Origin of the sequence: Sorangium sp. So ce204, assembly GCF_051526795.1 — a bacterium.
Classification (GTDB): domain Bacteria; phylum Myxococcota_A; class Polyangia; order Polyangiales; family Polyangiaceae; genus Sorangium; species Sorangium cellulosum_B.
Genome location: NZ_CP150317.1, coordinates 2,610,639 through 2,636,209, shown reverse-complemented (window position 1 = coordinate 2,636,209; position 25,571 = coordinate 2,610,639). Strand labels below are relative to the sequence as shown.

The 25,571-nt window shown below is 71.9% G+C and carries 22 protein-coding genes and 1 pseudogene; 10 read left to right on the top strand and 13 right to left on the bottom strand.

Translation table 11 applies throughout. The features are described from left to right. Positions 1 to 75 precede the first annotated feature (75 nt). Positions 76 to 1,707, top strand: coding sequence for a hypothetical protein (locus WMF22_RS10015; protein WP_438035574.1), 1,632 nt, complete (start codon positions 76 to 78; stop codon positions 1,705 to 1,707). 90 nt (positions 1,708 to 1,797) lie between these two features. Here WMF22_RS10015 and WMF22_RS10010 read toward each other — a convergent pair whose 3' ends face one another. Further along, positions 1,798 to 2,202 carry a GFA family protein gene (locus WMF22_RS10010; RefSeq protein ID WP_438035573.1) on the bottom strand — a complete coding sequence of 135 codons (405 nt, stop codon included), beginning with the start codon at positions 2,200 to 2,202 and terminating at the stop codon, positions 1,798 to 1,800. A gap of 325 nt (positions 2,203 to 2,527) precedes the next feature. Here WMF22_RS10010 and WMF22_RS10005 point away from each other — a divergent pair, with 325 nt between their 5' ends. From WMF22_RS10005 to WMF22_RS09980, 6 genes are all read left to right on the top strand, one after another. Then, positions 2,528 to 3,097 carry a hypothetical protein gene (locus WMF22_RS10005; RefSeq protein ID WP_438035572.1) on the top strand — a complete coding sequence of 190 codons (570 nt, stop codon included), beginning with the start codon at positions 2,528 to 2,530 and terminating at the stop codon, positions 3,095 to 3,097. 120 nt (positions 3,098 to 3,217) lie between these two features. After that, positions 3,218 to 3,736 (top strand): hypothetical protein, encoded by a 519-nt coding sequence (locus tag WMF22_RS10000; RefSeq protein WP_438035571.1) that lies wholly within the window; start codon positions 3,218 to 3,220, stop codon positions 3,734 to 3,736. 863 nt (positions 3,737 to 4,599) lie between these two features. Beyond that, on the top strand, positions 4,600 to 4,989 hold the full coding sequence (locus WMF22_RS09995) for a hypothetical protein (RefSeq protein ID WP_438035570.1): 390 nt from the start codon (positions 4,600 to 4,602) through the stop codon (positions 4,987 to 4,989). Then, positions 4,986 to 5,663 carry an RNA polymerase sigma factor gene (locus tag WMF22_RS09990; RefSeq protein WP_438035569.1) on the top strand — a complete coding sequence of 226 codons (678 nt, stop codon included), beginning with the start codon at positions 4,986 to 4,988 and terminating at the stop codon, positions 5,661 to 5,663. The genes WMF22_RS09995 and WMF22_RS09990 overlap by 4 nt, the downstream gene beginning before the upstream one ends. Continuing rightward, positions 5,660 to 6,577 (top strand): hypothetical protein, encoded by a 918-nt coding sequence (locus WMF22_RS09985; protein WP_438035568.1) that lies wholly within the window; start codon positions 5,660 to 5,662, stop codon positions 6,575 to 6,577. The genes WMF22_RS09990 and WMF22_RS09985 overlap by 4 nt, the downstream gene beginning before the upstream one ends. Before the next feature lie 48 nt (positions 6,578 to 6,625). Beyond that, positions 6,626 to 8,182: a hypothetical protein gene (locus WMF22_RS09980; protein ID WP_438035567.1), complete on the top strand. Its 1,557-nt coding sequence runs from the start codon at positions 6,626 to 6,628 to the stop codon at positions 8,180 to 8,182. Between the two features lie 220 nt (positions 8,183 to 8,402). Here the strand turns inward: WMF22_RS09980 and WMF22_RS09975 are convergent, their stop codons facing one another. The 10 genes from WMF22_RS09975 to WMF22_RS09930 all read right to left on the bottom strand — a co-directional run bounded on the left by WMF22_RS09975 (position 8,403) and on the right by WMF22_RS09930 (position 20,860). Then, a complete protein-coding gene (locus WMF22_RS09975) occupies positions 8,403 to 8,906 on the bottom strand; it encodes a hypothetical protein (RefSeq protein ID WP_438035566.1) in 504 nt (167 codons plus the stop codon). A gap of 96 nt (positions 8,907 to 9,002) precedes the next feature. Next, on the bottom strand, positions 9,003 to 9,986 hold the full coding sequence (locus WMF22_RS09970; protein ID WP_438035565.1) for a hypothetical protein: 984 nt from the start codon (positions 9,984 to 9,986) through the stop codon (positions 9,003 to 9,005). Positions 9,987 to 10,024: 38 nt separating this feature from the next. Then, the gene (locus WMF22_RS09965) at positions 10,025 to 11,089 is read right to left on the bottom strand and encodes a hypothetical protein (RefSeq protein ID WP_438035564.1); all 1,065 of its coding nucleotides are present in this window, start codon (positions 11,087 to 11,089) and stop codon (positions 10,025 to 10,027) included. Then, the gene (locus WMF22_RS09960) at positions 11,086 to 11,799 is read right to left on the bottom strand and encodes a hypothetical protein (RefSeq protein WP_438035563.1); all 714 of its coding nucleotides are present in this window, start codon (positions 11,797 to 11,799) and stop codon (positions 11,086 to 11,088) included. The genes WMF22_RS09965 and WMF22_RS09960 overlap by 4 nt, the downstream gene beginning before the upstream one ends. 225 nt (positions 11,800 to 12,024) lie before the next feature. Further along, complete coding sequence (locus WMF22_RS09955) at positions 12,025 to 13,404, bottom strand: DUF5050 domain-containing protein (protein ID WP_438035562.1); 1,380 nt, start codon at positions 13,402 to 13,404, stop codon at positions 12,025 to 12,027. 567 nt (positions 13,405 to 13,971) lie between these two features. After that, positions 13,972 to 15,183: a 5-(carboxyamino)imidazole ribonucleotide synthase gene (gene purK / locus WMF22_RS09950; protein WP_437298852.1), complete on the bottom strand. Its 1,212-nt coding sequence runs from the start codon at positions 15,181 to 15,183 to the stop codon at positions 13,972 to 13,974. 55 nt (positions 15,184 to 15,238) lie between these two features. After that, a complete protein-coding gene (purE, locus tag WMF22_RS09945) occupies positions 15,239 to 15,742 on the bottom strand; it encodes a 5-(carboxyamino)imidazole ribonucleotide mutase (protein ID WP_173427451.1) in 504 nt (167 codons plus the stop codon). Between the two features lie 116 nt (positions 15,743 to 15,858). Next, positions 15,859 to 16,185, bottom strand: a complete 327-nt coding sequence (locus WMF22_RS09940; RefSeq protein ID WP_012234447.1) for a TerB family tellurite resistance protein — start codon at positions 16,183 to 16,185, stop codon at positions 15,859 to 15,861. A 241-nt stretch (positions 16,186 to 16,426) separates the two neighbouring features. Continuing rightward, on the bottom strand, positions 16,427 to 18,184 hold the full coding sequence (locus WMF22_RS09935) for a hypothetical protein (protein ID WP_438035561.1): 1,758 nt from the start codon (positions 18,182 to 18,184) through the stop codon (positions 16,427 to 16,429). 30 nt (positions 18,185 to 18,214) lie between these two features. Further along, the gene (locus WMF22_RS09930; protein WP_438035560.1) at positions 18,215 to 20,860 is read right to left on the bottom strand and encodes a HEAT repeat domain-containing protein; all 2,646 of its coding nucleotides are present in this window, start codon (positions 20,858 to 20,860) and stop codon (positions 18,215 to 18,217) included. A 288-nt stretch (positions 20,861 to 21,148) separates the two neighbouring features. Here WMF22_RS09930 and WMF22_RS09925 point away from each other — a divergent pair, with 288 nt between their 5' ends. Together WMF22_RS09925 and WMF22_RS09920 are read left to right on the top strand one after the other, a co-directional pair. Further along, positions 21,149 to 22,150, top strand: coding sequence for an LLM class flavin-dependent oxidoreductase (locus WMF22_RS09925; RefSeq protein ID WP_437298849.1), 1,002 nt, complete (start codon positions 21,149 to 21,151; stop codon positions 22,148 to 22,150). 587 nt (positions 22,151 to 22,737) lie between these two features. Further along, positions 22,738 to 23,313 carry a hypothetical protein gene (locus tag WMF22_RS09920; RefSeq protein ID WP_437298848.1) on the top strand — a complete coding sequence of 192 codons (576 nt, stop codon included), beginning with the start codon at positions 22,738 to 22,740 and terminating at the stop codon, positions 23,311 to 23,313. Positions 23,314 to 23,331: 18 nt separating this feature from the next. On the opposite strand, the gene WMF22_RS09915 is transcribed toward WMF22_RS09920, so the two are convergent. Together WMF22_RS09915 and WMF22_RS09910 are read right to left on the bottom strand one after the other, a co-directional pair. Next, positions 23,332 to 24,735, bottom strand: coding sequence for a hypothetical protein (locus WMF22_RS09915; protein WP_438035559.1), 1,404 nt, complete (start codon positions 24,733 to 24,735; stop codon positions 23,332 to 23,334). Next, complete coding sequence (locus WMF22_RS09910; RefSeq protein WP_438035558.1) at positions 24,732 to 24,935, bottom strand: hypothetical protein; 204 nt, start codon at positions 24,933 to 24,935, stop codon at positions 24,732 to 24,734. Before WMF22_RS09910 ends, WMF22_RS09915 begins: the two co-directional genes overlap by 4 nt. Before the next feature lie 271 nt (positions 24,936 to 25,206). Between WMF22_RS09910 and WMF22_RS09905 the strand changes: the two are divergent. Then, positions 25,207 to 25,395, top strand: a pseudogene (locus WMF22_RS09905) (LLM class flavin-dependent oxidoreductase); the annotation flags it as partial. Positions 25,396 to 25,571 lie beyond the last annotated feature (176 nt).

Sequence of the window (25,571 nt, the reverse complement as noted above, 5' to 3'; positions counted from 1 at the left end):
CCGGCGGGTCGAGGACGATAGCATGGGAGCGCGGCGCGGCAGTCCGGCGCGGCCGTGCCTGAAGGAGGACGAGCGATGATCGGGCGAAGGGCGTGGTGGGGGCTGGGCGGGCTCGTGATGGCGACGGCGGGGTGCGGCCCTGTGCCTTCGCCACAGGCGGCGGACGGGCCGCGCGCGGAGGCCGCGGCGCAGGCGCCGGGCGCGCCCGGTACGGCAGGCGCGGCAGGCCCATCGAGCACCGGAGGCGCCTCGAGCGCGGCGGGCGGGGTGAAGGCGGATGAGGCGACGAAGCCGGCGCCGCCGCCGGAGTCGGCGTTCACGCCGGTGGCGCAGATCCCGGAGGACCTCGAGATTCGGCTGCACCCGGTGGAGGGAGCGCTGCTCGTGTCGACCCCCAACCTGACGGTCGTGGAGGGGGAGCAGACGAACGTGGCCACCGCCGTCGGCGTGCTGAAGGACGGGAAGATCGATTTCCCGGAGCGGCTGCGCGTGCCGGGGTGGATGGTGACCGTGAGCGGCGTCCACGGACGCTATCCCGACCAGCTCGACCTGATCGCGACGGGCACCACGGGCCGCACCGGCGTCGCCGAGCACTACGCGCTGGGGGCGAAGGGCTGGGATCAGCGCGTGGGCGACGCGGGGCAGTGGTTCACCGGCGTGGCGAGGATGGGCAGCTCGCTCGTGGGGCTGACCGGGCCGACGATGATCGGACGCTCGAGGTTCGTCACGCTGCGCGGGCCCAGGGTGGGGCTGACGATCACGCCGGCGCCCAGGAAGGGGGAGTGCCGCGGGTTCGACGCCGAAGCGGCATCGCGTTACTCGGAGGCCGAGGTCCGCCCGGAGGCATTCGGGGCGACGCGCGACGGGACCGCGCTGAGCTACGGGCGCAACTGCAACGGGGACAACGCCGTCGAGGTATGGAAGCCGGGCGAGAAACGGTCGACCATCCTGCCCGTCCCGGCGCCGTCCGAGGAACAGACGACCGACGAGGTGCGCACGCTGATCCTGCCGGGCCCCGGCGACGGCGAGGCGTGGATCGTGGACGGGGGCGTGCTCCGCTACCAGGGCGGGGAGGCGAAGAAGATCGACCCGCCGGCGAAGGGCGCGCGCGTGCTCACCGCGTCGGCGGCGCCGGACGGGACGCTGTGGGCGCTCACGGACGACGCGCTGTTCACGCGCAAGGGCGATGCCTGGGAGCAGGCGCCGCTGCCCGACGGGGTGAAGGCCCGCGACGTGGCCGTGGGGAGCGACGGGGCGGTGTGGGTCGCGGCCGGCGGGGCGATCCTGAAGCACGGCGGCGCCAGCGAGCCCGCGGGCGCGGCGCCCGGGACCATTCAGCTCCAGAAGGGGCCGCCGCCGAAGCCCAGGGAGAACCGGACCTTGCCCAGGCCCGGCGGGCCGAAGTGCCCGCAGAACCTCGTGGTGCTCTACACGTTCAGCAAGACGGCGCCGGACGACTACGACTTCCCGCTGACGCGCAAGGCGCTCAAGGGACGCACGGAGTTCTCGCCGGCGCGCTTCGTTGTGACGCGCGACATGGGGCAGCGCTTCCTCGCCGCGTTCGTGCCGACCTGGGATCTCGCCAAGAAACTGGAGGAGCGGATCAAGACCGATGTGCGGGGCTCGACGCCGCAGATCGTGTGCGCCAAGCCGGAGGTGGTGCGAGAGCTCAAGCTGGATCTGAAGACGGGAGAGGTCGCGAAATAGGACGGGTGAAGACGGCGCGGCCGGGGCGCCGGCGTGCGGCGGCGCCTCCGTCGATGGGCCTCCGTCCACCGCAGGCAGCGGCGGCGACGGTCACAGGTGCCGGGTCTCTCCCGGCGGCGCGCCCCAGTTGTTGTTGCGTCCGTCGGCGTACCGGATCGGCGCGGAGATGAGCTCCGCGAGATCCACGTCGTCCAGCGAAGCGAGCTGGACCGCCACATAATCGCCGCCGATCGCCTCGACATACCCGCGCCCGAACGAGCGCACGCCGCAGTGTCGACAGAACAGGTGGTGCCCGAACTTCATGCCGAACTGGTAGTCGCTCAGCGCGTCCTCACCCGCGAGCAACCGGAACGCGTCCGGCTTGAGGATCACGTTCCAGTTTCTCGTCTTGGTGCAGATCGAGCAGTTGCACTTGTTGGTTCCAGCGCTCAGGTCGATGTCGGCCTCGAAGCGGACCGCGCCGCAGTGACAGCTCCCCGTATAGGTCTTCTTCATGTGCAAACCTCCTGGCAGGACGGGCGTTCGCGTTCGAACGCGCGACCACCTGAAGGCCTGACGGTACCCGAATCCGCACCGGCGGGGGCCCCTTCGAAGCGCCGCCGCGCGGTCTAGAGGCGCGCTGCGCCGGCGGCGCCGGGGCGTCCATCAGCCGAGCAGCCGAGCCGCGGGTTCGTTGCCCTGACACACCTGTCATGCCGCTCGGCGGGCGCCTGGCACAAGGCGTCAGGAGCACCGGCTTCTTGCGCCCGCGCAGGTGGTCTACCCGTTGCTTCGCCAGCGCCTCCATCCACGGCGGTCCCGCCGGAGAGAGGATGGCTCCATGACCTTATCTCTTTTTTCCCTCGTCCCGCTCGGCTCTTGCGTGCGCACGACCGCAGCGCTCGCCGCCGGATTCGCCGTGGCCTCCGCCATGCCCGGCTGCATCATGAACCAGAAGCAATGCACCGAGATGGCCTGTAGCGACACCTTCACCATCACCGCCGCGACGGCGAACAAGAGCTGGGCAGCGGGAGAGTACACGCTGGAGCTCGCGGTGGACGGCAACGCGGTGTCGTGCGCCTACAGCTGGACGAACACACCGAACGTCGGCGGCAGCGGCGTGTTCGTCCAGTGCAGCCCGACCGTCAGCGTCTCGGTCAATGCGGTGGAAATCTGCACGGAGACGAGGCGCGGCGGCGGCGTCTCCCAGAGCTGCGTCCCGGCCCCCGGGCAGTTCACCCAGCAGCTCGCGATTCGTGGCACGCCGGCGCGCGTCGACGTCGTCGTGCGGCGGGACGGCGCGCTCCTCGGAGAGCGGAGCTTCACCCCCGCGTACCGGACATGGTACCCGAACGGCGAAGACTGCGGGCCTGGGTGCCGACAGGACGCGCAGGACTGGGCGCTTCCTTAGCCGTCGGCGCCGAAGGGGCGCGAGGGGCTGCCTGGTTCCGTGTGTCAGAAATCCCGATGAATCACGTCGGTTCGCCGCCGCAAATTCGTCCTTGGGCGACAACGTACTAGCCTTGCCAGGGTGGATCCGTCTGACCCCGTGACCCGGTACCTGCCGCCCCTCGGGCGCGCCCGCGCCGAGGGCCTCGCGCTGCCGCCCGGCGCGCCGGCCGAGGAGCGCCGCGTGGCAGCGCTGGTGGTGCTCGCGTCGATCGTGCGCCGCGAAGGCTGGACCGAGGTCGTCGACCTCAGCCGGGAGGACGCGCTGGAGATCGCGCCCGGAGAGCCGCCGTTCCCCGACGCCTTCGAGGCCCGCGCCCACCGGCGCCTGGTCGAGCATCTCGGCCCTTGGCCCTGCACCGCGTGCGCCGGCGCCAGCGCCCCGGCGAGCCCGCGCGCGACGTGGTCGTCTTCCCCGATCTTACCGGCGCGCTCCAGGCCTTCTCGGGCGCGAGCCCGGGCGAGCTCGGCGGCCCGCCGCTGCAGCGACAGCACCCGCGGGGTAGAGGGAGCTCTGGCGCGGGCGATCGAACGCAATCGCTGTGTTCACCCGGACATCACTCCACGGGTGGCGCGGCCTCGGGCGGTCTCGGCGTCGTAGCTCTCAGGATCGAGCGGCGACGGCACGAGATCGAGCGCCCGCGACGTGTGGATATCGCCGGTGACCACGACGACGTCGCTCACGCCCTCCTCGATGAGTTCGTTTTATCCTCCCGGCCCGTGGCACCTCAACCTCAGAAAGTCTCCGCCCTCTCGATCGATCCTCGTCGGACGCGCGCGCTGGGCAATGCCGTCCGCCAAGGCGCGATCGCGGTTGTGGTATGGCTCGTTCTGGTGCGAGCGGAGGCCGCCCACGCCACGAACGTCGGGGCCGCTGTGGAGCTCGATGAGCAGCGCTGCGTGACGCTGGACGCGGTGCGGGCGGCGGCCGCGCTGCGCGGAGGGCGCGTGGACGCCGACTCCACGGTACGGCTCCGGGTCCATCTGCGCGAAGCGGAGCCGCCGAGCGCGGTGACGCTCGTGATCTCGGGAGAAGGCGCTCACGGCGCCATCGAAACGCGCACGATCCTGGCAGACTCCTGCGCGGAAGCCGCCTCAGCGCTCGGGCTGGTCGTCACGATGGCCGGCGAGGACGAGCAGGCCTCGGTCGAAGCTTCCCGCGCCGAGCCTCTCCCCCTGACGCCGCCGGCGAGACCGTCGCAAGACACAGCCCGCGGGCTCAGCCCAACCTCCACAGCGCCGCCGGCGAGGCCGTCGCGAGTCACAGCCCGCGAGCTCAGCCCAACCTCCGCCGCGCCGCCGGCGCGACCGTCGCGAGCCACGGCTCGCGAGACCACACACGCGAGGAAGCTGTATGCGACGCTCAGTCTCGTGGCCACACCGCTCTACGTAGGGCCGGCAGGTGCGCGGCTCTCGGGAGGATTCGCATCGGGTCGGGTGTTCTTTCCATGGGCGGAGCTCGGCGTGGGGGCGAGTTTGCCGCGCACCGTGCTCGGAGGGGGAGCGGCGGTGAGCCTCACCTGGCTCAGCGCTCGTGCGTCGCTGGCGCCGCTCGGCGCATCCCTCGGCGATCGCGTTTTCGTGAGTGCTTACATGATGTTCGATGCGGGCGCGTTGCTCGCCTCGGGGGAGGGAGCCCCGAAGGTCTACAGCCGATGGCGCCCGTGGCTCGAGGCGGGCGCCGGCGCACGGATGCGCGCGCTGCTCGGCGCATGGTCCTTCATGGATTGGCAGGTCGGGCCCGCGCTGCCCCTCCTTCGGGACGAGTTCTACTACGTGCACGGCGGGACGGCCTATCAAGCCCCCGCCGTGCGGCTGGACGCCGCGCTCTCCATCGGGGCTTATTTTCCGTGATCAAACCGGGGACCTCGTGGATCGCCTGGGACGAGCCCCTCGTGATCACCACCACCGACGACGCCCCAGGTTCCACCGCCTTCCGCCTGGCTCGCCCTCCGGGCGGACTCGTGGACGCACAGGCGCGTTCCCCCTGTGAGTCCACCGCCGACGTCGCCCGCGAGGCGCGCCTCGAAGAGCTCGCGTCGCACCTCGAGTTCCTGTGGCGGTTCGCGTGCCGGATGGGCGTGGGCGAGGCGGCGGCCGAGGACATTGCGCAGGAAGCGTTCGTGGTGGCGGCGTCGCGCCTCGACGCGATCCTTCCCGGCAAAGAGCGCTCTTACCTCGTCTCGGTCGCGGTTCACATGGTCCGACGCGAGCGAACCCGGCGAGCACGTCACGAAGAGCTCACGGGAGAGCCCTCCGCGCCGGCGGGCGAGCAGCCGGACAGCCGCCTCGACGACGCGCGCGCGCGCAGGCTGCTGGACGCGTCGCTCGAGGCGCTGGACGACGGGCTTCGCGCGGTGTTCGTGCTCCATGAGATCGAAGAAGAGACGATGGCGGACATCGCCCATCTGCTGGACTTGCCGCCAGGGACCGTCGCGTCACGACTCCGCCGCGCCCGTGAAGCGTGGAAGCGAGCGACCGATCGGTTGAAGAGGGGTCTGCCGGTGAGCGGGGGGAGGCGGCCGTGAGTGACTCGTACGACGACTTCGACCGCGCGCTGCTGCGCGCCGGGAGGACGGCGAAGGCGCCTTCCTCGCTCCGCGCGAAGGCCCTCGTGGCCGCCGCGGCGGGGACCGCGACCGCGGTCGCAACGACGAAGCTCGGCGTCGGTGCGGCCAAGGCGAGCGGGGGGATCGCGGCGCAGGCCGCTCACGCGCTCGGCTTGAAGGCGGTGCTCGTCGCGTCCATCGGCGTCACGTCCGTCGCCCTCGTGCTCGGGGGCGCGTACGTGGCGGCGACCCATCACGCGGACGCCGTCGCGTCCGCAGCCCCCGTTCGCCCGCCTCGCGCGGCGGAGGTCGGTGGGGCGGCGCCGGCGGCCGCTTCACCCACGCAGGAGGCCACGCAGGAGGAGCCCGCCCTGCCTGCGAAGGCGGAGCCCGCCGTCGCCCCTGCCGCGGAGCCCGCCCCGCGCGCAGCGGCGTCGCCCGCCCCGCGCGCAGCGGCGTCGACCACGAACGTGGCGCCCGCGCCCCAGGAGATCGGGCTCGCGCGCCAGGTCCCCTCATCCGTTCCTGCGGCGACGGCCGTCCCCGCCGTCGACCCCGTTCCACGAGAACCCCGCAGTGAGCAGGTCGCGCCGCCCCCTCCGGCCCCTACCTTCGTCCTGTCGGACGAGCTCCGGCTCATCGACGCCGCGCGAGCGGCCCTCGCGCGGGGGGACGCGCCGCTCGCCCTTCGCCTCACCGCCGAGCACGCGGCGCGCTTTCCAGGGGGCAGCCTCGCCATCGAGCGCGACGTCCTCCGCGTCGACGCCCTCGTGGCCGGAGGGCACATCGCAGAGGCCGCGTCGCACGCGTGCGCCTTCGTCGCGCGGAGCCCGCGCTCCGCTCAGGCGCCGCGCATGATCAAGGTGGGTCGCTGTTCGACCACGATTCCGTGATCAAAAGCGCCGGGAGAGAGATCGCCGGGTCGTGGAGGATTCTCGATCATGCGACCTTCGCAGCTAGCACTCTCCTTGTTGTGGTTCCCGGTCACTCTCTCAGTCACCACGTTTGGGTGCGCCATCGATCGCGTGCCGATCGGTGATCTCGACCCCGACCAGCAGCCGCTCGACCCCGATGCCTCGGGCGCGGGCGGCGCTGGCGGCTCGTCGGGTTCCGGCGGCGCGGGCGGCTCGTCGGGTTCCGGCGGCGCGGGCGGCTCGTCGGGTTCCGGCGGCGCGGGCGGCTCGTCGGGCAGGTGCAGCGCGCCGGTGGCCTCCCGTCCCTTCAGCCTGGACGACTGGCCGGCGACGAGCGGCGACTTTCCGCTGGTGATCCTGGACATCGCCTTTGATCCATCCGGCAACCTCGGCATGACAGGATACACGACGTCGGACGTCGACATGGGCGGCGGCGAGCTCCCGCCCGGGGCAAACCGCGACGCCCTCTTGGCAAAGTACGATGCCGCGGGCAACCACACCTTCAGCAAGCTCTTCGGCGATGATTCAACCCCGCATCACGGCACGCACATCGTTTTCGACGCGGACTGCAACATGTTCCTCGTACGCACGACCTCGTCCTCGTCCGACGCCTTCCTGGAAAAGCTCGACAGCGCCGGCAACACCCTCTGGAGCGAGCGCCTCAACGCTGGTCATGAAGCAGATTGGTACATCAGCTCCATCGCGGTGGATCCGACGACGGGCGGCGTGGTGTTCATGGGAAGATACTACGGGGAGTTCGATCTCGGGGGAGGTCTGCTACCGCGGGTAGAGGGAGAGGGTCCCGAAGACACGATGAATGCCTACGTGGCGAAGTTCGATGCGGCGGGACATCATGTCTGGAGCGAGCTCGTCATAGAAGGCGGCAGCTACAACACAAGCGGCATCATGGTCGTCGATGCTTCAGGGCAAATTGTGATCGCGGCCGACGACTCGGTCGACATCGATGACGGAAGCGGCGAATTCGAGCGGTTCGTCCTCTCGCGGTTGGACGCCTCGGGAAACCTGCTCTGGAGCAAGCGTTTGTCCGGCCCTCTCCACCATGACTCAATCTCGGACCACCATAAAGCTCTTGTTGACGTCGCGGTGGATGGAGACGGAAGCGTGTTCCTCGCAGGGAACGCGCACTGCGACTTTGATTTCGGCGGCGGACCGCTGGTTGGCGCGAATTGTTCATCCGACAATGCCTTCGTGGCGAAATTCGATGTTCATGGAGGCCACCTCTGGAGCCGACTCATCGAGGGCAGCCTTGCATCCAGAGCCGTGAGCCTCGGCGCCGACGCTCTCGGGAACACCTTCGTTGCGGGCAACGTCACCGGTACCCTGGACGCCGACGGCACGGCGCTCGGCGCAGAGGACGGAGCTGAGCGGCAGTTCGTCGTGCGGCTCGACAGGGATGGGCATATTTCGTGGTCCCACATCCTCAGCCCCGAGTTCAGCAGAGTGCATGGCCTCGCCGTGGATCCTGAAGGAAACGTCGCCATTGTGGGGCAAGATGCCAGCGCCGTGCATGTGGAATTCCAGGGCGGAAATATCGTGACGAAGTTCGACGTCGCAGCGCCGTGATTCCATGCTTCGGCCCCGGCGGCGGCGCTGTCGGTGAGTGCAAGCTGCGCGCCGCAACCAGGGCAGGGCGCCGAGCCTGCGGCGTCTGCCTCGACGCCCGCGACGCGCCGAACCTGCTGCGGAATTCCGTGACGCGAATCTCGCACGCTGGCCCTCTGCCGGCGCGACGCGCTGGGTCCTGAGAAGCGTCGGGCCGCTCGCGACGTTCGTCGGACAGAGCCTAGTCCCAGCGAGCGGAGAGGACCGCCCTCATCCGGTCGATCCGCAGCGCCCTCTCCAGGGCGCGCCCCTCGTAGGCGCTCAGGAGCGCGGGGAGCGCCTGCCGGGCCAGCGCCAGCAGCGCGCGGCGGCGGACCTCCGGATCGAGCCTGCCCTCGACGACGATCTGGCTGAAGGCCAAGGCGAGGATCGCCTCGTCGCGGGTGAGCAGGCCGTACTCGTCCTCTTCCCCGAGCGCCTCGACCTCGCCCGCGTCCACGGCGTCCCAGCCGGCATTGCCGACCTCCCAGCGCTCGAGGAGCTCGTCGAGGAGCTCGATCGGGCTCCTCTTCGGGTGCTCGTCGCGGAAGTCGCGGAAGGCGTTGAGGGTCTCGTGCGCGGTCTCGTTGCCGAACGGAGCGGTCTCGTCGGTGAGCGACCAGAAGAACGGGTCGGCGAGGGCAGCGGCGGCCCGGGGGTGGCAGTCGTCGGGGGAGAGGTCGGGGAGCTCGGGCGCTTCGGTCATGGGAGAGGGCTTTCCGTCGGGTGAGGCGCGGGCGCGCCGCGCCGCCACCTTACCGCGTCGGCGCGCCCCCTCCGAGCGCGGCGCCGTCTTCCCCCGTCATTTCCAGTGCCACTTGCCCTTCCCCTTGCCCTTGTGCTTGTGCTTGTGCTTGTGGATGACGAGGACCCGGCCGTCGTCATCGTCGTCGTGCACCACCACGGTCGGCTTGACGTCGACCTTCACGGCCCACGTGGTCGCCACGAGGATGCCGATCACGGGCGCGCTCGGGCCGACCACGATCACCGCGCCTGGACGGTAACCACAGAGGACCACGTGCGTGTGCCCGCCCTCCTTGAGCACCACCGTGATCCTGGTCGGATTGACCTTCACGTCGAGCTTGCCGGTGAAGTAGAGCCGATCGGGGCCAGGCGCGAGCACGATGACGTCCGGCCCCGACGCCGTCTGGATCGCGAGCTTGATCTCGCGCTCGCCGATCGGCACCGGCTTGAGGTTGAGATCCAGCACGTACACGCGCAGATCGCCGCTCTCCTTGTCGGCGACGATCTCCACGATGTCGCCTCCGACCGGCTGGAGCACGCCCCCGTTCGGCCCCTTGGTCCCGTCGAGCTGGGTTGTCTGGTGCTCCCTGGCGCTCTCCTGGAGCTCCCGGGTCCCGCCGCGCGGCACGTGCAGCACCCCCTTGAACGGCTCGCCCTTCACCTTGAGCTCGTAGCTGACCTCGGTCAGGTCGTCCTCGAGCGGCGGGAGCTTGGCGAGCAGCACGCCCCCCGACCTGGGCTCCGGCACGAGCGCCGCGCTCATGGGGGCTCCGCCCTTGCCAGGCACCTTGACCGAGACGCTGCCCGACACATCCGCCGCGATGGGCTTGCCGTCGCGATCCTTCACGAGCGCCGTCACCTGCCCGTCCTGGGCCACCGTCATGACGACGGACCCGGGCTCGTGCTGCTCCGTCAGCGCCCAGTTGTCCTCCATGCTCTCCGCCGTGATCTGCGGCGACTTGCTGCAAGCGGGCGAGACGAGCGCCGCGGAGGCGACCCCGAGCGCGACGACCATGGACCGGAGACAACGTTGGATTCGCATACACCCCTCTCTGGTAACATCTCGAAGGCGCGATCGCCTCACACCTGCTTGCGCGTCACGGACCAGATGAAGCCGTCATACCAGAAGTGCATCAGCGCGACGGTCTGCGTGATCGACCACAGCGCGCGGTCGTCCGCCGGCGCGAGCTCGGCCCAGACCCCGTACACAAGGACACCCCCGAGGAAGACCGCCGCCGCGATCGGCTTGCCAGCCCGGAGCGCGTCGAGGCGCAGCCGGCGGCGGAGGCGGCCGCCCTCCGACCACCAGACGAGCGCCAGGTACTGCACGGCGTGGAACAGGTTCATGATGAAGAAGGCCTGTCCCCAGGGGTTGAAACCCCACGTGTAGATCGAGCAGAGCCCCGTGCTGACGAGCAGCCACACCTTGGGGAACGACACCCGGTAACCCCGCCGGACCATCGCGCGGTAAGCGAGCGCGTAATAGACCAGGTACGACGTGCCCGCGGCGATGACGGCCCAGCTGATGACGCGGTGGCTCGACGTCATCAGCGCAGGGACGGCGGTGAAGAAGGCGGGGCCCACGCCCTCGAAGGCGTCGAAGCTCTGGAAGTGGAGGAGCATCGTCGCGCCGCCCAGGATGGGGCCGGCGTAGAGGACGAGGTTGAGCCACAGATCCAGCCGGCGGCCGAGCGCCGGCGCGTTCCCCGCGCGCGCGTCGTAGATGCGCCCGAGGCCGAACGTCTGGAGCGCCGAGTGGTGGACGTCCCAGAACACCACGAGGACCGACACGCAGGCGACGGCCCACATGGACAGCATCATCGCGGCGAACAGGGCGACCGGCGCCACGAGGAAGCGGAGCCGGTGCCGCCGGAAGATGTCCGCGTTGCCGTGGCTCCGGAGGAGCACCGCGGCGAGGTGGCCGTGGATGAGCGTGCCGATGAAGAGCCCCGCCCACGTGACCTTCTCCCCATGAAGCCTGAACGTCGCGTCGGCGAACGGCGTCCCCGCGATCAGGGCGCCCGCGGCGAGCGCGACGAGCGGCGGGAGCAGGAAGAAGGCCCAATCGTACCAGGGGCCGACGATGTACGCGGCCCGGCCCACACCGAGCAGCGCAGCGGACGCGGGCTCGGCCCGTGCGCTCATGCGGGACGCGGGGCCGCCGCGGGCCGCGGCTCCGGTGCTTCTGGCGAGAAGCCGATCGTCCACCCCTGCACGGCGAGGTGATCGACGAGCGACAGCAGGAAGAGATTCACGCCGAGCATCTCCATCGACTCTTCCACGAAGTCGATGAGCGCATAGATCAGGTTGTCGCTCCCGGCCCGCTCGGTCCAGTACCCGAGCGGCAGCTCCAGGACGAGCGCGCCGGTGACATAGATCCCGCCCGAGAGGAGGAATCGATTCCGCATATCTCGCGAGAGGTGCGAGAGGAACTGGAGGTAGGCGACCGCGAACACCGCCACCGCGGCGGCGGCCGGGATCACCCAGCTGAAGTACAGGACCCCGCCCAGATCGAGCCAGGAGCTCGCCGCTTCATGGATCTCGACCACCTCGTCGAGCGAGATGTAGAGGAACGCCGCGGAGAGCCCCCACCAGTGCTTCACGAACTTGCCCGTGCTGCTGGCGCCGACGGCAATGACAGCGAGCGTGAGTGAGCACACGAACAGCAGTGACGAGGTGTACCACGTGGGCACATTCTGTTCGTAGCTCAGCGAGAACAACGGGACGACGCCGCTCTGGCTCCTCAGGTGGAGGAGCGGCTTGAGCACCTCGACGGCGAGCCCGGCGCCCGCGATCACCGCCATCACGGCGAGCAGCGCGACCTGGAGCCGGGCCCTCGGGAGGGTGATCTGCATCGAATGAGAAGAACTACGCCAGGACGCCGGACACGGTCAATGCGTAAAGCAGCCGACACCGGCGCAGCGGGGCGGCGCGGCGCGCCCTGGCGAGCGGACTCGGGAGCGCTCGCCAGGGCGCGCTCTCGAGCCACTTCGGTGCAATGCGGTGAGGGCGAACAGGCTCCCTCCGCCGCGTTCGCCCCTGCTGTCCTGCTGCCCGCGATCGCCGCCGGAGGCGCGCGCTCAAGGAGCGCTGTAGGACACGATCTGTCCTTCGAAGCGATAATCGCCGCCGTTGGTCCAGAACACGTCCTGACCTTCCGGGGCGATGATGCGCCAGGCGAAGTGCTGGCCGAGCGCGAGCACGACGGTCGTATTGCTCGCGAGATCGTGGGCCTGAACGCTGCGGTTCCGGCTCATGTCCGTCGAGAAGAGCGTCGCGCCCCTGAGGGCCAGCCCCCCCATCGAGCCGCCCTGGTAGATCAGCGTCTTCGCCCCTCCGCCGATCGGCGCCTTGAACACGCCGCCGTCACCGGCGTTGGCCCAGTAGACGAACTGCGCGTCCACCGCGATCCCGGCCGGCTCGCCCTCGTTCTCGGCGATGACGGTCACGTCCCCGCCCGACTTCGCCACCTTGTAGACCTTGTTCGTCCGGGAGCCACCGGTCCAGTAGATGTTCTCTGCGTCCTGCGCCAGGTACTCCGGCGCGCCGGCGTCGGCGGCGAGCACGACGGGCTCGCCGCCGTCGAGGGGCAGCTTGTAGATGTTGTGTCCGTCACCATCGCCGAAATAGACGGACGACTCGTCTCCGGTGACGCTCAGCACGTAGCCGATCTCGACAAGCGTCTCCATCTCCAGGGTCGATTTGTCGACGCGCTTGAGCGCCGAAGGGATGATCGGATCGTTGTCTCCGCCGCTCGCCCAGTACACGTGGGAGGCGTTGACCCACAGCGCCTTGGGGTCGGGATCCGCGGGGGTCATCGCCTCCACCTCGGTCGTGCCCGGCTTGACGCGATAGATGTAGCCGTCGTTCGAGTCCGCGGGCGCGGTGGACTCGGTGCCGCCGCTCGCGAAGTAGAGGTAGGTGTCGTCGGCGGCGAGCGCCATCGGGTAGGCGTGCTGGCTCGCCATCACCCCCGCCGGGATCATCCCGGCGTAGAAGATGCCAACGGAGGTGGTCTGCGTGATGAGCTCCGCGGCAGAGACCTCGTGATGCTCGAGCGGCGTGAAGACGTCGGAGCCCGCCGGCGCGGAGAAGCCGTAGGCATCGAGGACGGTATTCTCCCCGAGCTCCGCCTCGAGCTCCACGGTGATCGGCAGCGTGAGCTTGATCGGCTTGGCGAACGTCTGCCCCTCCGGACCGAGGCGGTACGTGGGACCTACCGCGCCTTCGCGGGCGTCCACGATGTTCTCGATGGTGAGCTCCGTCGCCGCGCTGACGGCCCCCGGCGGCACTTCGATCTTGAATCCATCATCCCCGGTGAAGACCCCGCCCTCAGCGTCGACGGAGAACTGGGGCTCAGTCTCGTGCGTGGCGTCGTCGCCCGCGTCCGCCCCCCCGCACGACACGCTGCCCAGCCCGCCCGCCACGCACGCCAACACCATGAATGAGGTTCTTTTCATCGACTTGCTCCTCCTCCGGCGGTCACCGCCGCCCGAGATGGACAGGGTTGCAAGCAGGGGCACGGCCGGAGTCTCCACGGTCGTGACCTGTCAAGAATCGAACATGCCACAGCGGCGCCTCTGTGCGAGATATTCGTTGAAGTCCAGGGCGTGTGTTCAGATCAAATGCATCCTATATCGATGTTTCGTCCTGATAGCCAGTGCGCGTGATTCCCCCCCGGCCAGCGTGCGCTGCCTCTGTGGACGAAGACACAGTGAGATGTCTCCGCACGAGCGCTCAAGACCATTGAATCCGCCGAGATCGCCGCGCGCGGCCGCGGCGTCGCCGTCGCGCCCAGGCGCCGGCCACGCCGCAGGCGACGCCGAACCTGTGCACGTGAAAACACACCTCCCTACCCTCCAGGGCCGTCCCGAACATGCAGTTGCGCCGCGGCTCAGCGGCGGCTCATGAATCGACGCGAACGGGACGAGTCCGTCGACCGTCGACGTGATGGCGCGGCGCGCGCCGCGCCACCCAGGGCGGCAGTGGAGAGCGTCGTGCGCCGGCGGAGGCCCGCCGGCGGCGCGTCAGCGCCCGGGGAGCGGCAGCCCGGCGTGCGCCGAGAGCCGGGCCATCGCGAGCTTCGCGGCGACGAGCGCCTCCTCCGGCGTGCGGCCCGTGGCGGAGAGGTGGCCCATCTTGCGGCCGGGGCGGGCGACCCGCTTTCCGTAAAGGTGGAGCCGGACGCCCGGGATCTCCAGCGCGGCCTCGAACGGCGGCGGCGCGCCGCCGAGCCACACGTCGCCGAGCAGGTTGAGGATCGCCGCGGGGCGGACGATCTCGACCGAGCCGAGCGGCAGGTCGCACACGGCGCGGACCGCCTGCTCGAACTGGCTCGTCGCGCAGGCGACCTCGGAGGCGTGGTAGCTGTTGTGGGGCCGCGGGGCGAGCTCGTTGATGAGCAGGCGGCCGTCCTTGAGCAGGAAGAGCTCGACGACGAGCAGCCCCTCGACGCGCAGGCCGACCGCGAGGTCGAGCGCGATCTGGACCGCCTGCCCCGTCACCGCGGCCGAGAGCGGGCCCGGCAGCAGCGACCAGTCGAGGATCTGGTCGACGTGGTGGTTCAGCGCCGGCGGGTAGACCGCGAGCTTGCCGCTCGGGCTCCGCGCGACGAGCACCGAGAGCTCGGCCTCTAGGTCGAGCGCCTGCTCGACAACGCAGCGCTGGCCGCCGAGCGACGCGAAGAGCGACGCGGCCTCGCGCTCGAGGTCGCCGGTACCGCCGGCGCCGCCGCCGCCGTCGTCCAGGCGCGCGTCCCCCGAGAGCCGCAGCTGGCCGCGGCCGTCGTACCCGCCGACGCACGACTTCACGAAGCACGCGCCGCCCATGGCGCGCGTCGCCTCGAGGAGCTGCTCGCTCGTCGCGACCTCGCGGAAGGGTCCCACCGGGAAGCCGTTGCGCGAGAGCCAGCCCTTCTGGACGCCGCGGTCCTGCACCAGGGTCAGCACGTCGGCCGACGGGCGCACCGGCGCGAACCGGGCGGCGGCGACGAGGCCGTCCGTGGCGACCTTCTCGATCTCGAGCGTCACCACGTCGCACTGCGACGCGAGCTCGGCCGCCTGCGCCACGTCGTCGAACGAGGCGACGATGCAGTGATCGAGCACCGAACGGGCCGGGCAGTCCGGGTCAGGATCGAGGGCGTGGACCTTGTACCCGAGCGTGCGGGCGGCCAGCGCCGTCATGCGGCCGAGCTGGCCGCCACCGAGGATACCGAGCGTGGAGCCGGGAGCGATGGGCATTTCCGGAGGACCTGGTCGAGGGGGAGCGAAACGAGGCCTGGCGAGGCCTGACGAGCTAGACGATGACCGAGTCGCGTAGCACCGCCGCCTCCTGGGCGCCGCGGAAGGCGGCGAGGCGCTCGCGGAGCTCCGGGTGCTTGCCCGACAGGACCGCCGCCGCGAACAGGGCCGCGTTCGCCGCCCCGGGCTTGCCGATCGCCATCGTGGCGACGGGGACGCCCTTCGGCATCTGGACGATCGAGAGCAGCGCGTCCATCCCGTTCAGCGCCGTGGCGGGGATGGGCACGCCGATGACGGGCAGCACCGTCTTCGCGGCGACCATCCCGGGCAGGTGGGCGGCGCCCCCGGCGGCGGCGATGATCACCTCGATCCCGCGCTCCGCGGCCGTGCTCGCGTACTCGAACATCCGGTCCGGCGTGCGGTGCGCCGAGACGACGCGCACCTCGTGCGGGATGCCGAGCTGCGTGAGCAGCTCGCTCGTGACGGCGAGGTGCTCGTAATCGCTCTTGCCGCCCATGATCACGCCGACCCAGGGCTTCTCGGCCGAGCTCGCTCCCATTTCCGCTGGGGTCCGGCCCTCGCCGGCCCCTCCCTCCGCCATCGTGCTCATCGTTCCACCGCTCACCGGCTCATCGGCCGTCCGTCATCCGTCATCCGTCGCCCCCCCCGCCCGCTTCAGCGCGTGAGCTGATCCAGGAGGCTCAGGCTCTCGCGCTCTTCCTCGCCGATCTCGCCGTCGGACGAGATCATCTCGCGCGCGGCGTTCAGGAAGAGCTGCCGGTGCGCGCGCGGGATCTTCATCGGATCCACGTCGTCGGCCGCGGGCGGCACCTCGAGCCAGCCGCGCACCTGCTTGGCTTCCTCCGCGTCCAGGTGGAGCCGCAGGATCATCTTGCGCACGAACGCGCGCTCCTGGTCGCGCACCTGGAGGTCGGCCCAGGCGAACGAACAGATGAACCGCATCAGCTGGAGGCGTTCTTCGCGAGAAAGCTTGTCGAGCATGGGCGGGGACTCTAGCCCGGATCCGCGAGCGTTTTGTGTGGAAATCGGCGAGCCGCGCGCCGCGTAAGGGGATTCCCGGTTCCGCGCTCTCGCCTTCCCGCGCTCGCGCTGCCGCGCTCTCGCCTTCCCGCGCTCGCGCTGCCGCGCTCCCGCCCGCGCGTCCTCTCTGCGCGTCCTCGGATGGGCCGCGCGCTCCAGCGCGGTCGCCGCAGCCCCCGCCCGGGCGCCCGCTCCTCGCCGCTCAGCGGTACGGGCGGGCGACGCGCGGGCCGCGCAGGAGCGCCGCCACGTGCAGCTGCTCGCCGAGCAGATCGCGCAGGGTGGCGGGGTCCTCGAGCGGGGCCGGCAGCGTGATCACGATGGCGTGCGGGGCGATCCGGAGCGCGCGCGCGCGGGCCCGCAGGCCCTTGACCGCCTCGCGCGCCCTCGGCGACGCGGCGCGCAGCTGCTCGGGATCGTCGGGATCGAGCGCCGCGTCGAGGGGCGGATCCACCACCAGCGTGATCTCGGAGCGCTCGGGGTGGGGGCCGCGCTCGAAGCAGGTGTCGACGTGGAACGTCGCGCCGTCGACCTGCGCGTCCCGGATGCGCATGCGGCCCACCTCCAAGCGGCCGTGGACCTCGGCCGCGAACCGCTCCCAGGCCGCGCGCATCCCCGCCATCGGCGTGGGCGGCGGGATGCGCGCGTTCGCGGCGCCGATCTCGGCCGCCAGCGCGGCGAGGTGCTCCAGGAACGCGCCGAGCCAGGGCTGATCGTGGCCCGGCGTCCGCGACCGGACCGACACGTGCTCGTCGTCCAGCCGGACGTCGTCGAAGGCGAGCAGCGCCCGGCGCAGCGGCCCCGCGACAACGGCGCGCACCTGGCCGGGATCGCGCCCGCGCACGCGGTAACGGCGGCCGAAGCCCTCGTCGTCCTCGGACGACAGCGCGAGCAGGAAGCGCTTCACGCCGACCTCCAGGTCGAGCCCCCACGACGGCCAGCGCAGCTCGCCCACGAGCGCGCCGCTCGACGAGGAGCCCGCGTCGATCCACACCGACGCCGCGGCGCCGGAGAGCGTGCCCGAGAGGCGGAGCTCCAGCGCGTCGAGGGACAGGCCGTGGCGCGCGCCGACCGCCTCCCAGACGGCGCGCCACCTCCCGGAGCCGATCTGCCGCCGCATCGCGCCGATGCCGGGCGGGCTGTCGAAGACGCCGAGCACGAGCGGCGTCGTGTGGACGACGCCGTCCGCGCGCGCGAGATCGACGCGCACCTCGAGCCCCCAGACGAGGGCGACCCAGCCGGCGTCGAACGACGGCGCGACGGAGCGGGGGATCCGGAACCGGAAGGGCAGCTCCCGCCCCTCGTCGCGGCTGTCCGCGCGGCGGAAGGCGGTGAAGCGGTGCGCCTCGGTCGCGCGGTTCGGCGCGGAGCGGTCGGCGCTGAGGAGGCGCTCGACGCCGACCAGCGAGATCTCGATCCCGCGCACGCCGCGGCCCTGCACGTTGCCGAGGGCCACCGCCCCCGAGATCTCGTCGCCCGGCGCGAAGACGCGATCGTCGAGCGAGACCTCGACGAAGGGGCTGTCGCCGCGCGCCGTGGTCCCCGCGGCCGGCGACCGGCCCGGGCGGGTGACGGGGCGGGGCGTGACGAGCACCTCGTAGGACTCCTGGACGTCGAGCCACCACGGGATCGCGATGGAGAGCGTGATGCCGTAGCGGATCTCGGCGCGCGTGCCGAGGTAGGAGCAGGGCGCGTCGTCGGGGAGCGGGAAGCTCGCGCGGTAGCGCTGCTCGCCCTCCGGCAGCGTCGTCGGCCCCGAGACGCGGGCGACCAGCGAGAGGAAGTGGGGCGGCACGAGGACGCGCTCCTCGACGCGGGCGACCTGCATGCCCTCCAGGTGGAGCTCGATCGCGTCGACCGGCGTCCTCCCGCGGCAGCGGAGCACCAGCTCGACGAGGACGACGTCGCCCGGGTGCACGGTCCTGGACATCCGGAGCTCGACGTCGGGTCGGGTTCGCATGGTGTCCGGCTCAGCGCGGCGGGCGCGGGCTCACTTCACGAGCGGGGCCGGGACGGTGAGGCGGATCGGCCCTCGGGGAGCGCCGCGCTCGAAGAGCTCTCCGCGCCGGTCCGCGACGCCGAGGCGCATGAGCCCGTCCGCGCGCACGAGCGCGAAGGGCGCGCGCGGGGCCGGCGCGTCGCGGACCGAGCCGCCCCGGCCCGCGTCGAACGGGACGACGAAGACCACGACGTCCTCGGCGCCGGCGGCCGGCGCGCGGGGCGGCGCGGGGCGGGCGCAGCGCCCGGCGACCGCGGCGTTCCTGTCCTCGGCGGCGCAGCGGGCGAGCGCGCGGCGATCGTCGTCGGCGCCGCTCCGCGCGAGGTGGTCGGCGGCCGCGAGGCGGACCGCCTCCGCGGGGTCGCGCGCGAGCAGGTCCCGGGCCGCGTCGCCGTCGCAGCGGGCGCCGGCCACGGTGAGGGCCGCGAGCGCGTTGGCCCGCACGTAGGGGCGCGCGTCGGGGAGCGCCGCGCAGAGCGCCGCGGCCGCGCGGGCCGGCTGCCCGAAGCGGCCGGCGGCGCGCCCGATCGCGCCCGCCGCGTTGCCCGCCACGGCGGCGTCGGGGTCCTTGAGGAGCGGCAGGAGCAGCGGCAGCGCGTCCTTGTCCCCCGCCGCGCCCAGCGACCAGACCGCGTTGGCGCGGACGCCGGGATCCGGATCGCCCGCGAGCTTGCGGAGCGCGGCCGCGGCCTCCGGGTGCCCCGCGAGCGCCTCGGCGATCTTGCGGCGATCGTCGATGGGCGCCGCCGAGGCCATCCGCGCGAGCGCGGCGCCCGCGGCCTGCCCCGGCATGCGGCCGAGCCCCTCGATCAGCGCGTCGCGCGCGGCGTCCGGCGCGCTCGCGATCGCGGCCGCGACCTCGTGGACGAGGCCCTTGCCGCCCGCGTCGTTCGCGGCCTTCGCGTCCTTCGCGTCCGTTGCGCCGCCCCCGCCGCCGGCGTCGTCCGCGCGCGACAGGGCGCCCGAGAGCGCGATGCCGAGCGCGCCGCGGTCCTGCTCCGCCGCGACCGTGAGGCGCTGGAGCAGCGGCCGGGCGCTCCCTGGGCCGGCGACGCGGGAGAGCGCGATCGCCGCCCGGAGCCGCACGTCGGCCGACTCGTCGTCGAGCGCCGCGAGCAGGGCGGCGTCCACGGCCGCGCCGAGCGTCCCGGCCGCGCGCGCGGCCCCGAGCGCCTCGATCACGGCGAGGCGGAGCGGCGTGGAGCGCGCCTTGGCGAGCGGCACCAGCGCCGCCTGCGCGCGCGGCGACCCGGTGCGCCCGAGCAGCTGGACGAGGGCGAGCTTCTCGTCGGGCGCGGTCGCCGGGTCGACCAGCAGGGCGCGCGCCGGGTCCACCGCGCGCCCGTCGGGCCGCGCTGGATCGAGCAGCGCCGTCGCGGCGCGGATGGCCTCCGCGCGGACCGCGGGGTCGCCGTCGCCGAGCAGCTCCAGCACGCCGGGCAGCGCCGCGGGATCGCCGAGCGCGCCGAGGGCGCGCAGCCCGTGCCGGAGCGGGACGACGCCCCGCTGCATCCCCCGCGCGAGCGCGGGCAGCGCTTCCCTGGCCTTGAGCTCGCCGAGCACGAGGGCGGCGCCCGCCGCGGCGTTGGCCGACGGCGCGGCCGCGAGCGCGGCGACGAGCGCGGGGACGGCCGCGGCGCCGGCGCTGACGAGGGCGTCGCGGACCGCGGAGCGCGGCGCCGCGGGGTTGTCCTTCGCGAGCGCCGCGAGCAGCGCCTTCACGGCCGCGTCGGAGCCGATGCGGCCGAGCGCCCGGAGCGCCGCCTCCCGCACGTCGTTGCTCGAGGTGGCGCTGTCGGACGGCCGCGCCCCCGGGAACGCGCCCGCGGCCCCCGGCGACGCCGTGACGAGATCGGCGATCGCCGACGTCGCGTCGTCCGAGCGCAGCCGGCCGAGGGCGGTCACCGCCTCGACGCGCACGTCCTGGGATGCGTCCTGGAGGGCGAGCAAGAGCGCGCTGACCGCGCGCGGGTCTCCGAGCTCTCCGAGCGCGCGCGCCGTGGCCTTGCGGACCTCCGGCACCGAGTCCTGCACCTTGCCGATCAGCGGCACGACGGCGCGCGCGTCGCCGATCCGGCCGAGCGCGCGCGCGACCTCCGCGCGCACCTCCGGCGCGGTGTCGTCGAGGTGGCCGAGCAGCGGCGAGACCGCGTCCGGGAGCCCCGCCGCGCCCATCGCGGTCGCGGCGGCGAGGCGGACGTGCGGGTCGGGATCGCCGAGCACCCGGCCGAGCGCGACGACGGAGCGGTCCGTGGGCGCCGCGCGGATCACGTCGCAGGCCGCGAGCCGCAGGCGCGCGTCGCCCTCGCCGAGCCACTCGATCACGAGGTCCCCCGCGCGCGGCATCCGGAGGCGCACGGCCGCCCCGGCGAGGTGCAGCCGCACCTCGATGTCCGGGTCGCTCATGCCCCGCTGGATCAGCCTGATCGCCGTCTCCGGGGCGAGCTCGCCCACGCGGGTCGCGGCCAGGCGCCGCTCCAGGGCGTCGCCCGACGTGAGCGCGCGCGCGATCTGCTCCGGCACGTTGGGCCAGAGGGTCGCGGCCGCTCCCCCGGGCGAAGCGATCGCGGCGGCCGAGGCGGCGACGACGAGCAGGACCTGCGACAGGCGGCGCAGCGGCAAGGACGAACGGCGCACGAGCCGAGCGTAATACAGCGGGCGCGGCCTCGTCATGGCGTTCCAGACGGCACGAGCGCCGCGGGGCGCGCTGGCCGGGGCGCGCCGGCGGGGACGCGCGCCGGCGGGGACGCGCGCTGGCGGGGGCGCGCTGGCCGGGGCGCGCTGGCCGGGGCGCGCTGGCCGGGGCGCGCTGGCCGGGGCGCGTCCTCGCCGCGATCCCGCGTCGAGACCGCGCACGGGCCGCGCCGGTCCCCGGGCGCTGCCGCAACCGTCCGTGGCGTGCAACAGTCTGGCGAGGTGTCCAACATGATTCCCTTCTCCGTTCTCGACCTCGCCCCGATCGTCCAGGGCGGAGACGCCGCGCAGGCGCTCCGCAACTCGCTCGATCTCGCGCGCCACGCCGAGCGGCTCGGCTATCACCGCTACTGGCTGGCCGAGCACCACAACATGGCCGGCGTGGCCAGCGCCGCGACGTCGATCGTGATCGCGCACGTGGCCGCCGGCACCTCGACGATCCGGGTCGGTGCGGGCGGGATCATGCTGCCGAACCACGCGCCGCTCGTGATCGCCGAGCAGTTCGGCACGCTGGCGTCGCTCTTTCCCGGGCGCATCGATCTGGGCCTCGGGCGCGCTCCGGGCTCCGACCCGGTCACCGCCCGCGCGCTCAGGCGCCACCTGGCTGGCGACGCGGACGGCTTCCCCCAAGACGTCCTGGAGCTGATGGGCTACTTCCGCCCGGCGGAGCCTGGCCAGCTGGTTCAGGCCGTGCCCGGCGCCGGGCTCCGCGTGCCGATCTGGATCCTCGGCTCCAGCCTCTTCGGCGCGCAGCTCGCCGCGGCGCTCGGCCTCCCCTACGCCTTCGCCTCGCACTTCGCGCCGGGCCAGATGACGCAGGCGATCGCGCTGTACCGCAGGGAGTTCCGCCCCTCGGACGAGCTCGCAGAGCCCCGCGTCATGCTGGGGATCAACGTGGTCGCGGCCGGCACCGACGAGGAGGCGCGCCGGCTGTGGACGTCGCTCCAGCAGGCCTTCGTCAACCTGCGCCGTGGCCGGCCGGGGCCCTTTCCTCCGCCGGTCGACGATTTCGAGCGCGACCTGAGCCCCCTGGATCGCGCCGGCCTCGAGCAGGCGCTGTCCTGCTCGGTCGCCGGCTCGCCCGAGACCGTGCGGCGTTGGCTGGACGCCTTCATCACCCGCACCCGCGCCGACGAGCTCATCGTGAGCTCGCCGATCTTCGATCACGCCGCACGCGTGCGCTCGCTCGAGCTCACGGCAGCGGTGCGCGACGAGCTCGCCCGCGCCGGGTGAAGCGCCTTGCCGAAGGCGCCTCGGCGCGCAGCCCGGCTCGTTCACGGGGCGGTGCTCGACCACCTCCGGCCAAGCCCACCGGGCTCCCGCGACGGTGCTCGAGCACGCTCACGCTCGGACCGGACCGAGGCGGGCGTACGCGTCGTCGGTGCGGCAGTTGCGCAGGTGGTCCCAAGTGCGAAACCGGCAAATTGCGCCGCGGACCGGCGCGATCATGGAGGGCACGTGAGGCCGACCGACGTCTGAGCGCCGAGGCCGATCACGTGGACCACGCGCGCACCCACGCTGCTCACCGTAAGACCTCCTTTGCATGCAGGACCTGACCTGCCCCCGCGCTATACCCTGCGTCCGACATGCACCGAACCGCTTGCTTCCTCCTCGCGTTCACCACCCGCCTGTTCGCCGCGTCGAGCCTAATCGCGTGCGACCTATCGTCGCCGGTGCCGCCGAACGCATCCACCACCGGCCCACCGCCGTCTGGGACGTCTCCGCTTTCCTCGTCCAGCGTCACTCCAACCGCATCCGGTGGCGCCGCGACATCTGCCGGCGTTCTCGCTCCGCCGTCCGCTGTCGCGCCGATCCCCGCGATGACGGGTGGGCGTCCAAAGGTCGATGCAGCCACGCCGTTCGACGTTGATGACTGGCTCACGGCCCGCGGCGTGCGGTGGCGGCCCGACGCTGCCTGCTGGTCGACGCTCGCCGTCAGCCCACCTCAGCCGGTCAACGACTGCAGTTGCAGCGGGACGCTCGTTCTGCCCGATGCCGAGCTGCTTGTCTGCTGGCGCGGGCGCGAGCAGAAGGCCGCGCTCGTCCCCTTTGTCGCACACACGGTGCTCTACGTCGCGGAGGGCAGCGCCCTCCGGCCAGTACTCGACGTGCCCTCCTCGGCGGCACTTGATGATTGCGCTCCCCAGAACCCGGCCATCTGCAGGGTCGCGATCGTGCCGCGGGTCGAGGAGGGCGTGCTCCGGTTCTCGGACTCGGCCGCCGCTGCCGCCGGCTCGTCCTGCGATGATGCCCTCAACGCCGTCGACGCGGCCCACCGCGGCGCCGCGCCTGAAAGCCGTGCGGCATGGCAATCGGCGCGCGACGTGTACCGGCGCGTCTGCAGCGGCCGCGGTCGTTATACCTGGCAAGGCCGTGCCCTCCGGCGCGCCCCCTGAGAGGCGCATTCAGCGCACTCAAGGGACCATGAACAGCGATTCCTTGAGGAACCGTAGCAGGAACGTCAGCGCGAACGGTCCGGGCAGGGCTATGTAGCCGCCGAAAATCGCAAATTGATGCCGTGTATCGGGATGGCTTCGCAGGTCCTCCCGCTCCTTGAGGACGTGATCCCAGAGCGGGTTGACCCTGGGCGCATACCCCTCGTTGCTCTCGGGGATCGCTGTCACGTGCGTGAGCGGCCCCGTCACCCCGTTCGTAGTTTGAATCGTTCGGTAGATGGCTTGGTGCTTCGCGACGTTGTACGCGCCACCCACCATCCGGAGCCGCGCTTCGGGACGACTATTGTACCATTGCACGATCGTTCCGGCGCTCGTGTCCGTGCCGACGCAATCGAAGGCGTACACCTCATCGACCCGACCAATGTTAGAGGTCAGCGCGGGCCACAGGCTACCGCCACCCCGGCTGAAGCCGGAGATACCGAGACGGCCGAGTCGAACATTGGCTGTCCCCCGGAAGATGTGCTGATCGGCCCAGAGCAGGCGAAGCGCGCCGGAGCAGAGAGCTGGCAGCTCGCTGCCCGCTGCGCCGCCGAAAGCCGTGCCGCTCGGCCAGGGGTGAAGCATCACCACAGCGCGCTGGCTCCGTGCGAGCGCATCCTCGAACCCGCAGCGGATGAGGTTGTATCCGTCGCCGGCAATGTAGTCGCGTTCCCACGACTGGGCCGTTGCATCGTCCGCCTCCTTGGGTTTAAGGAGATACCGGGCCAGTGCGGCCATCTGGCGTGGCTGGTTCACCTGGGTATAGATATAGTTTTCCGGGCGAAAGAATACAAGACACGAGGCGAAGCCGTTGGTGCAATGAAGGCAGGCGTCCGGGATGCTCGCGAACCAGATGATCGGTGTCGCGCCCGTCGCGCCGAGCACCAGGAGCCTGGTACCCGGCTTATGCTCGGTCTCGTAATAGCTCCAGACCGCCGCGTAGACTTTCCAGAACGGCGTGATGTCGACGAACTCCGTGCGAAGCTTGATGGAGACAGCGGCATGAAGATTAGCCGCTCCGACCATGTGAACGAGCGGATGCGGGCCTGCGTACGCCGGTTGATTCACCGGCCGTAGCCGCGTTCCGCCGTCGACTACATCGAACTCCTGCTGGGCTCGGAGCACGACATGGGTCATCGCTCCGACGTCGTTCAGCACATCCGGGTTCTTGGCCGTGCCCTTGACCGGGCCGAACGCAACCGAAAAACTCGCCTTCAGCGAGAGCTTCGCCGCACCGTCCGGGATCTCGTACTCCCGCCGCCCGGGCGCAGTCTGCTTTGGCGTGAGCGGTGTGCCTCCGGCTTCCAATCTCACGTCAGCGAGATTGTCCGGGAGAAGCGGGCTGTTTGCGTTTGGCCAGGTGACCGCGATGTGCAGGGTCATCCCTCCTCCGACGCCGAGTAGGGCGAATCGACCTGCCCCTCGAAGGCCAGGTGGGTCAAGTGAGCTCGAAAAATAAGCTCTTCGAGGATGGGCGCTGGTGCCTGCGCTGGGGGCGGCGAGGGCTCGATGGGCAGGCTCTCCAGGAGGGAGATGACCGTGTCGAAGTCCTTGTCAAACAGCGCTTCATGAATCCAGTCCACGGCGATGCTGAGCCATTCCGGCGCCGTCCGAGATGTCGGCCAGGATCCTGCGCCGCCCGCCGCATGGGCAGGCGAGCACGTCTCGCAGGTAGATTCGGCGCAGCAGGGAAGGCTGCTAGGAAGCGTGAGAGCGTTGCTGCCGGCCACGCCGTGCCCGGCGCCCGTCCTCCGGACGTCGAAGGTTCGGCGCAGAAGAAGATGTCAGTCGATGCGGCGCGATCCGGCGAAGAGCTCGCCCTCGCTCGAGCGCCCCCGATGCGCGACGGTGATGCTCGTGATCGCCGAGCAGTTCGGCACGCTGGCGTCGCTCCTTCCCGGGCGCATCGATCTGGGCCTCGGGCGCGCTCCGGGCTCCGACCCGGTCACCGCCCGCGCGCTCCGGCGCAACCTGGCTGGCGACGCCGACGGCGTCCCGCAGGACGTCCTGGAGCTGATGGGCTACTTCCGCCCGGCGGAGCCTGACTGGAGCAGGCGCTGGCCGCTCGGTCGCCGGCTCGCCCGAGACCGTGCGGCGCGGGCTGGACGCCTTCATCACCCGCACCCGCGCCGACGAGCGCATCGTGAGCTCGCCGATCTTCGACCACGCCGCGCGCGTGCGCTCGATCGAGCTCACGGCCGCAGCGCGGGACGAGCTCG

Coding starts and splice junctions, on each gene's coding strand:
- WMF22_RS09940 (WP_012234447.1), bottom strand. CDS start 16,185: ATGCTCGACAAGCTTTCTCGCGAAGAACGCCTCCAGCTGATGCGGTTC.
- WMF22_RS10005 (WP_438035572.1), top strand. CDS start 2,528: ATGACCTTATCTCTTTTTTCCCTCGTCCCGCTCGGCTCTTGCGTGCGC.
- WMF22_RS10015 (WP_438035574.1), top strand. CDS start 76: ATGATCGGGCGAAGGGCGTGGTGGGGGCTGGGCGGGCTCGTGATGGCG.
- WMF22_RS09980 (WP_438035567.1), top strand. CDS start 6,626: ATGCGACCTTCGCAGCTAGCACTCTCCTTGTTGTGGTTCCCGGTCACT.
- WMF22_RS09915 (WP_438035559.1), bottom strand. CDS start 24,735: ATGACCCTGCACATCGCGGTCACCTGGCCAAACGCAAACAGCCCGCTT.
- WMF22_RS09925 (WP_437298849.1), top strand. CDS start 21,149: ATGATTCCCTTCTCCGTTCTCGACCTCGCCCCGATCGTCCAGGGCGGA.
- WMF22_RS09955 (WP_438035562.1), bottom strand. CDS start 13,404: ATGAAAAGAACCTCATTCATGGTGTTGGCGTGCGTGGCGGGCGGGCTG.
- WMF22_RS09965 (WP_438035564.1), bottom strand. CDS start 11,089: ATGAGCGCACGGGCCGAGCCCGCGTCCGCTGCGCTGCTCGGTGTGGGC.
- WMF22_RS09920 (WP_437298848.1), top strand. CDS start 22,738: ATGACGGGTGGGCGTCCAAAGGTCGATGCAGCCACGCCGTTCGACGTT.
- WMF22_RS09960 (WP_438035563.1), bottom strand. CDS start 11,799: ATGCAGATCACCCTCCCGAGGGCCCGGCTCCAGGTCGCGCTGCTCGCC.
- WMF22_RS09935 (WP_438035561.1), bottom strand. CDS start 18,184: ATGCGAACCCGACCCGACGTCGAGCTCCGGATGTCCAGGACCGTGCAC.
- purK (WP_437298852.1), bottom strand. CDS start 15,183: ATGCCCATCGCTCCCGGCTCCACGCTCGGTATCCTCGGTGGCGGCCAG.
- WMF22_RS09970 (WP_438035565.1), bottom strand. CDS start 9,986: ATGCGAATCCAACGTTGTCTCCGGTCCATGGTCGTCGCGCTCGGGGTC.
- WMF22_RS10010 (WP_438035573.1), bottom strand. CDS start 2,202: ATGAAGAAGACCTATACGGGGAGCTGTCACTGCGGCGCGGTCCGCTTC.
- WMF22_RS09975 (WP_438035566.1), bottom strand. CDS start 8,906: ATGACCGAAGCGCCCGAGCTCCCCGACCTCTCCCCCGACGACTGCCAC.
- purE (WP_173427451.1), bottom strand. CDS start 15,742: ATGGGAGCGAGCTCGGCCGAGAAGCCCTGGGTCGGCGTGATCATGGGC.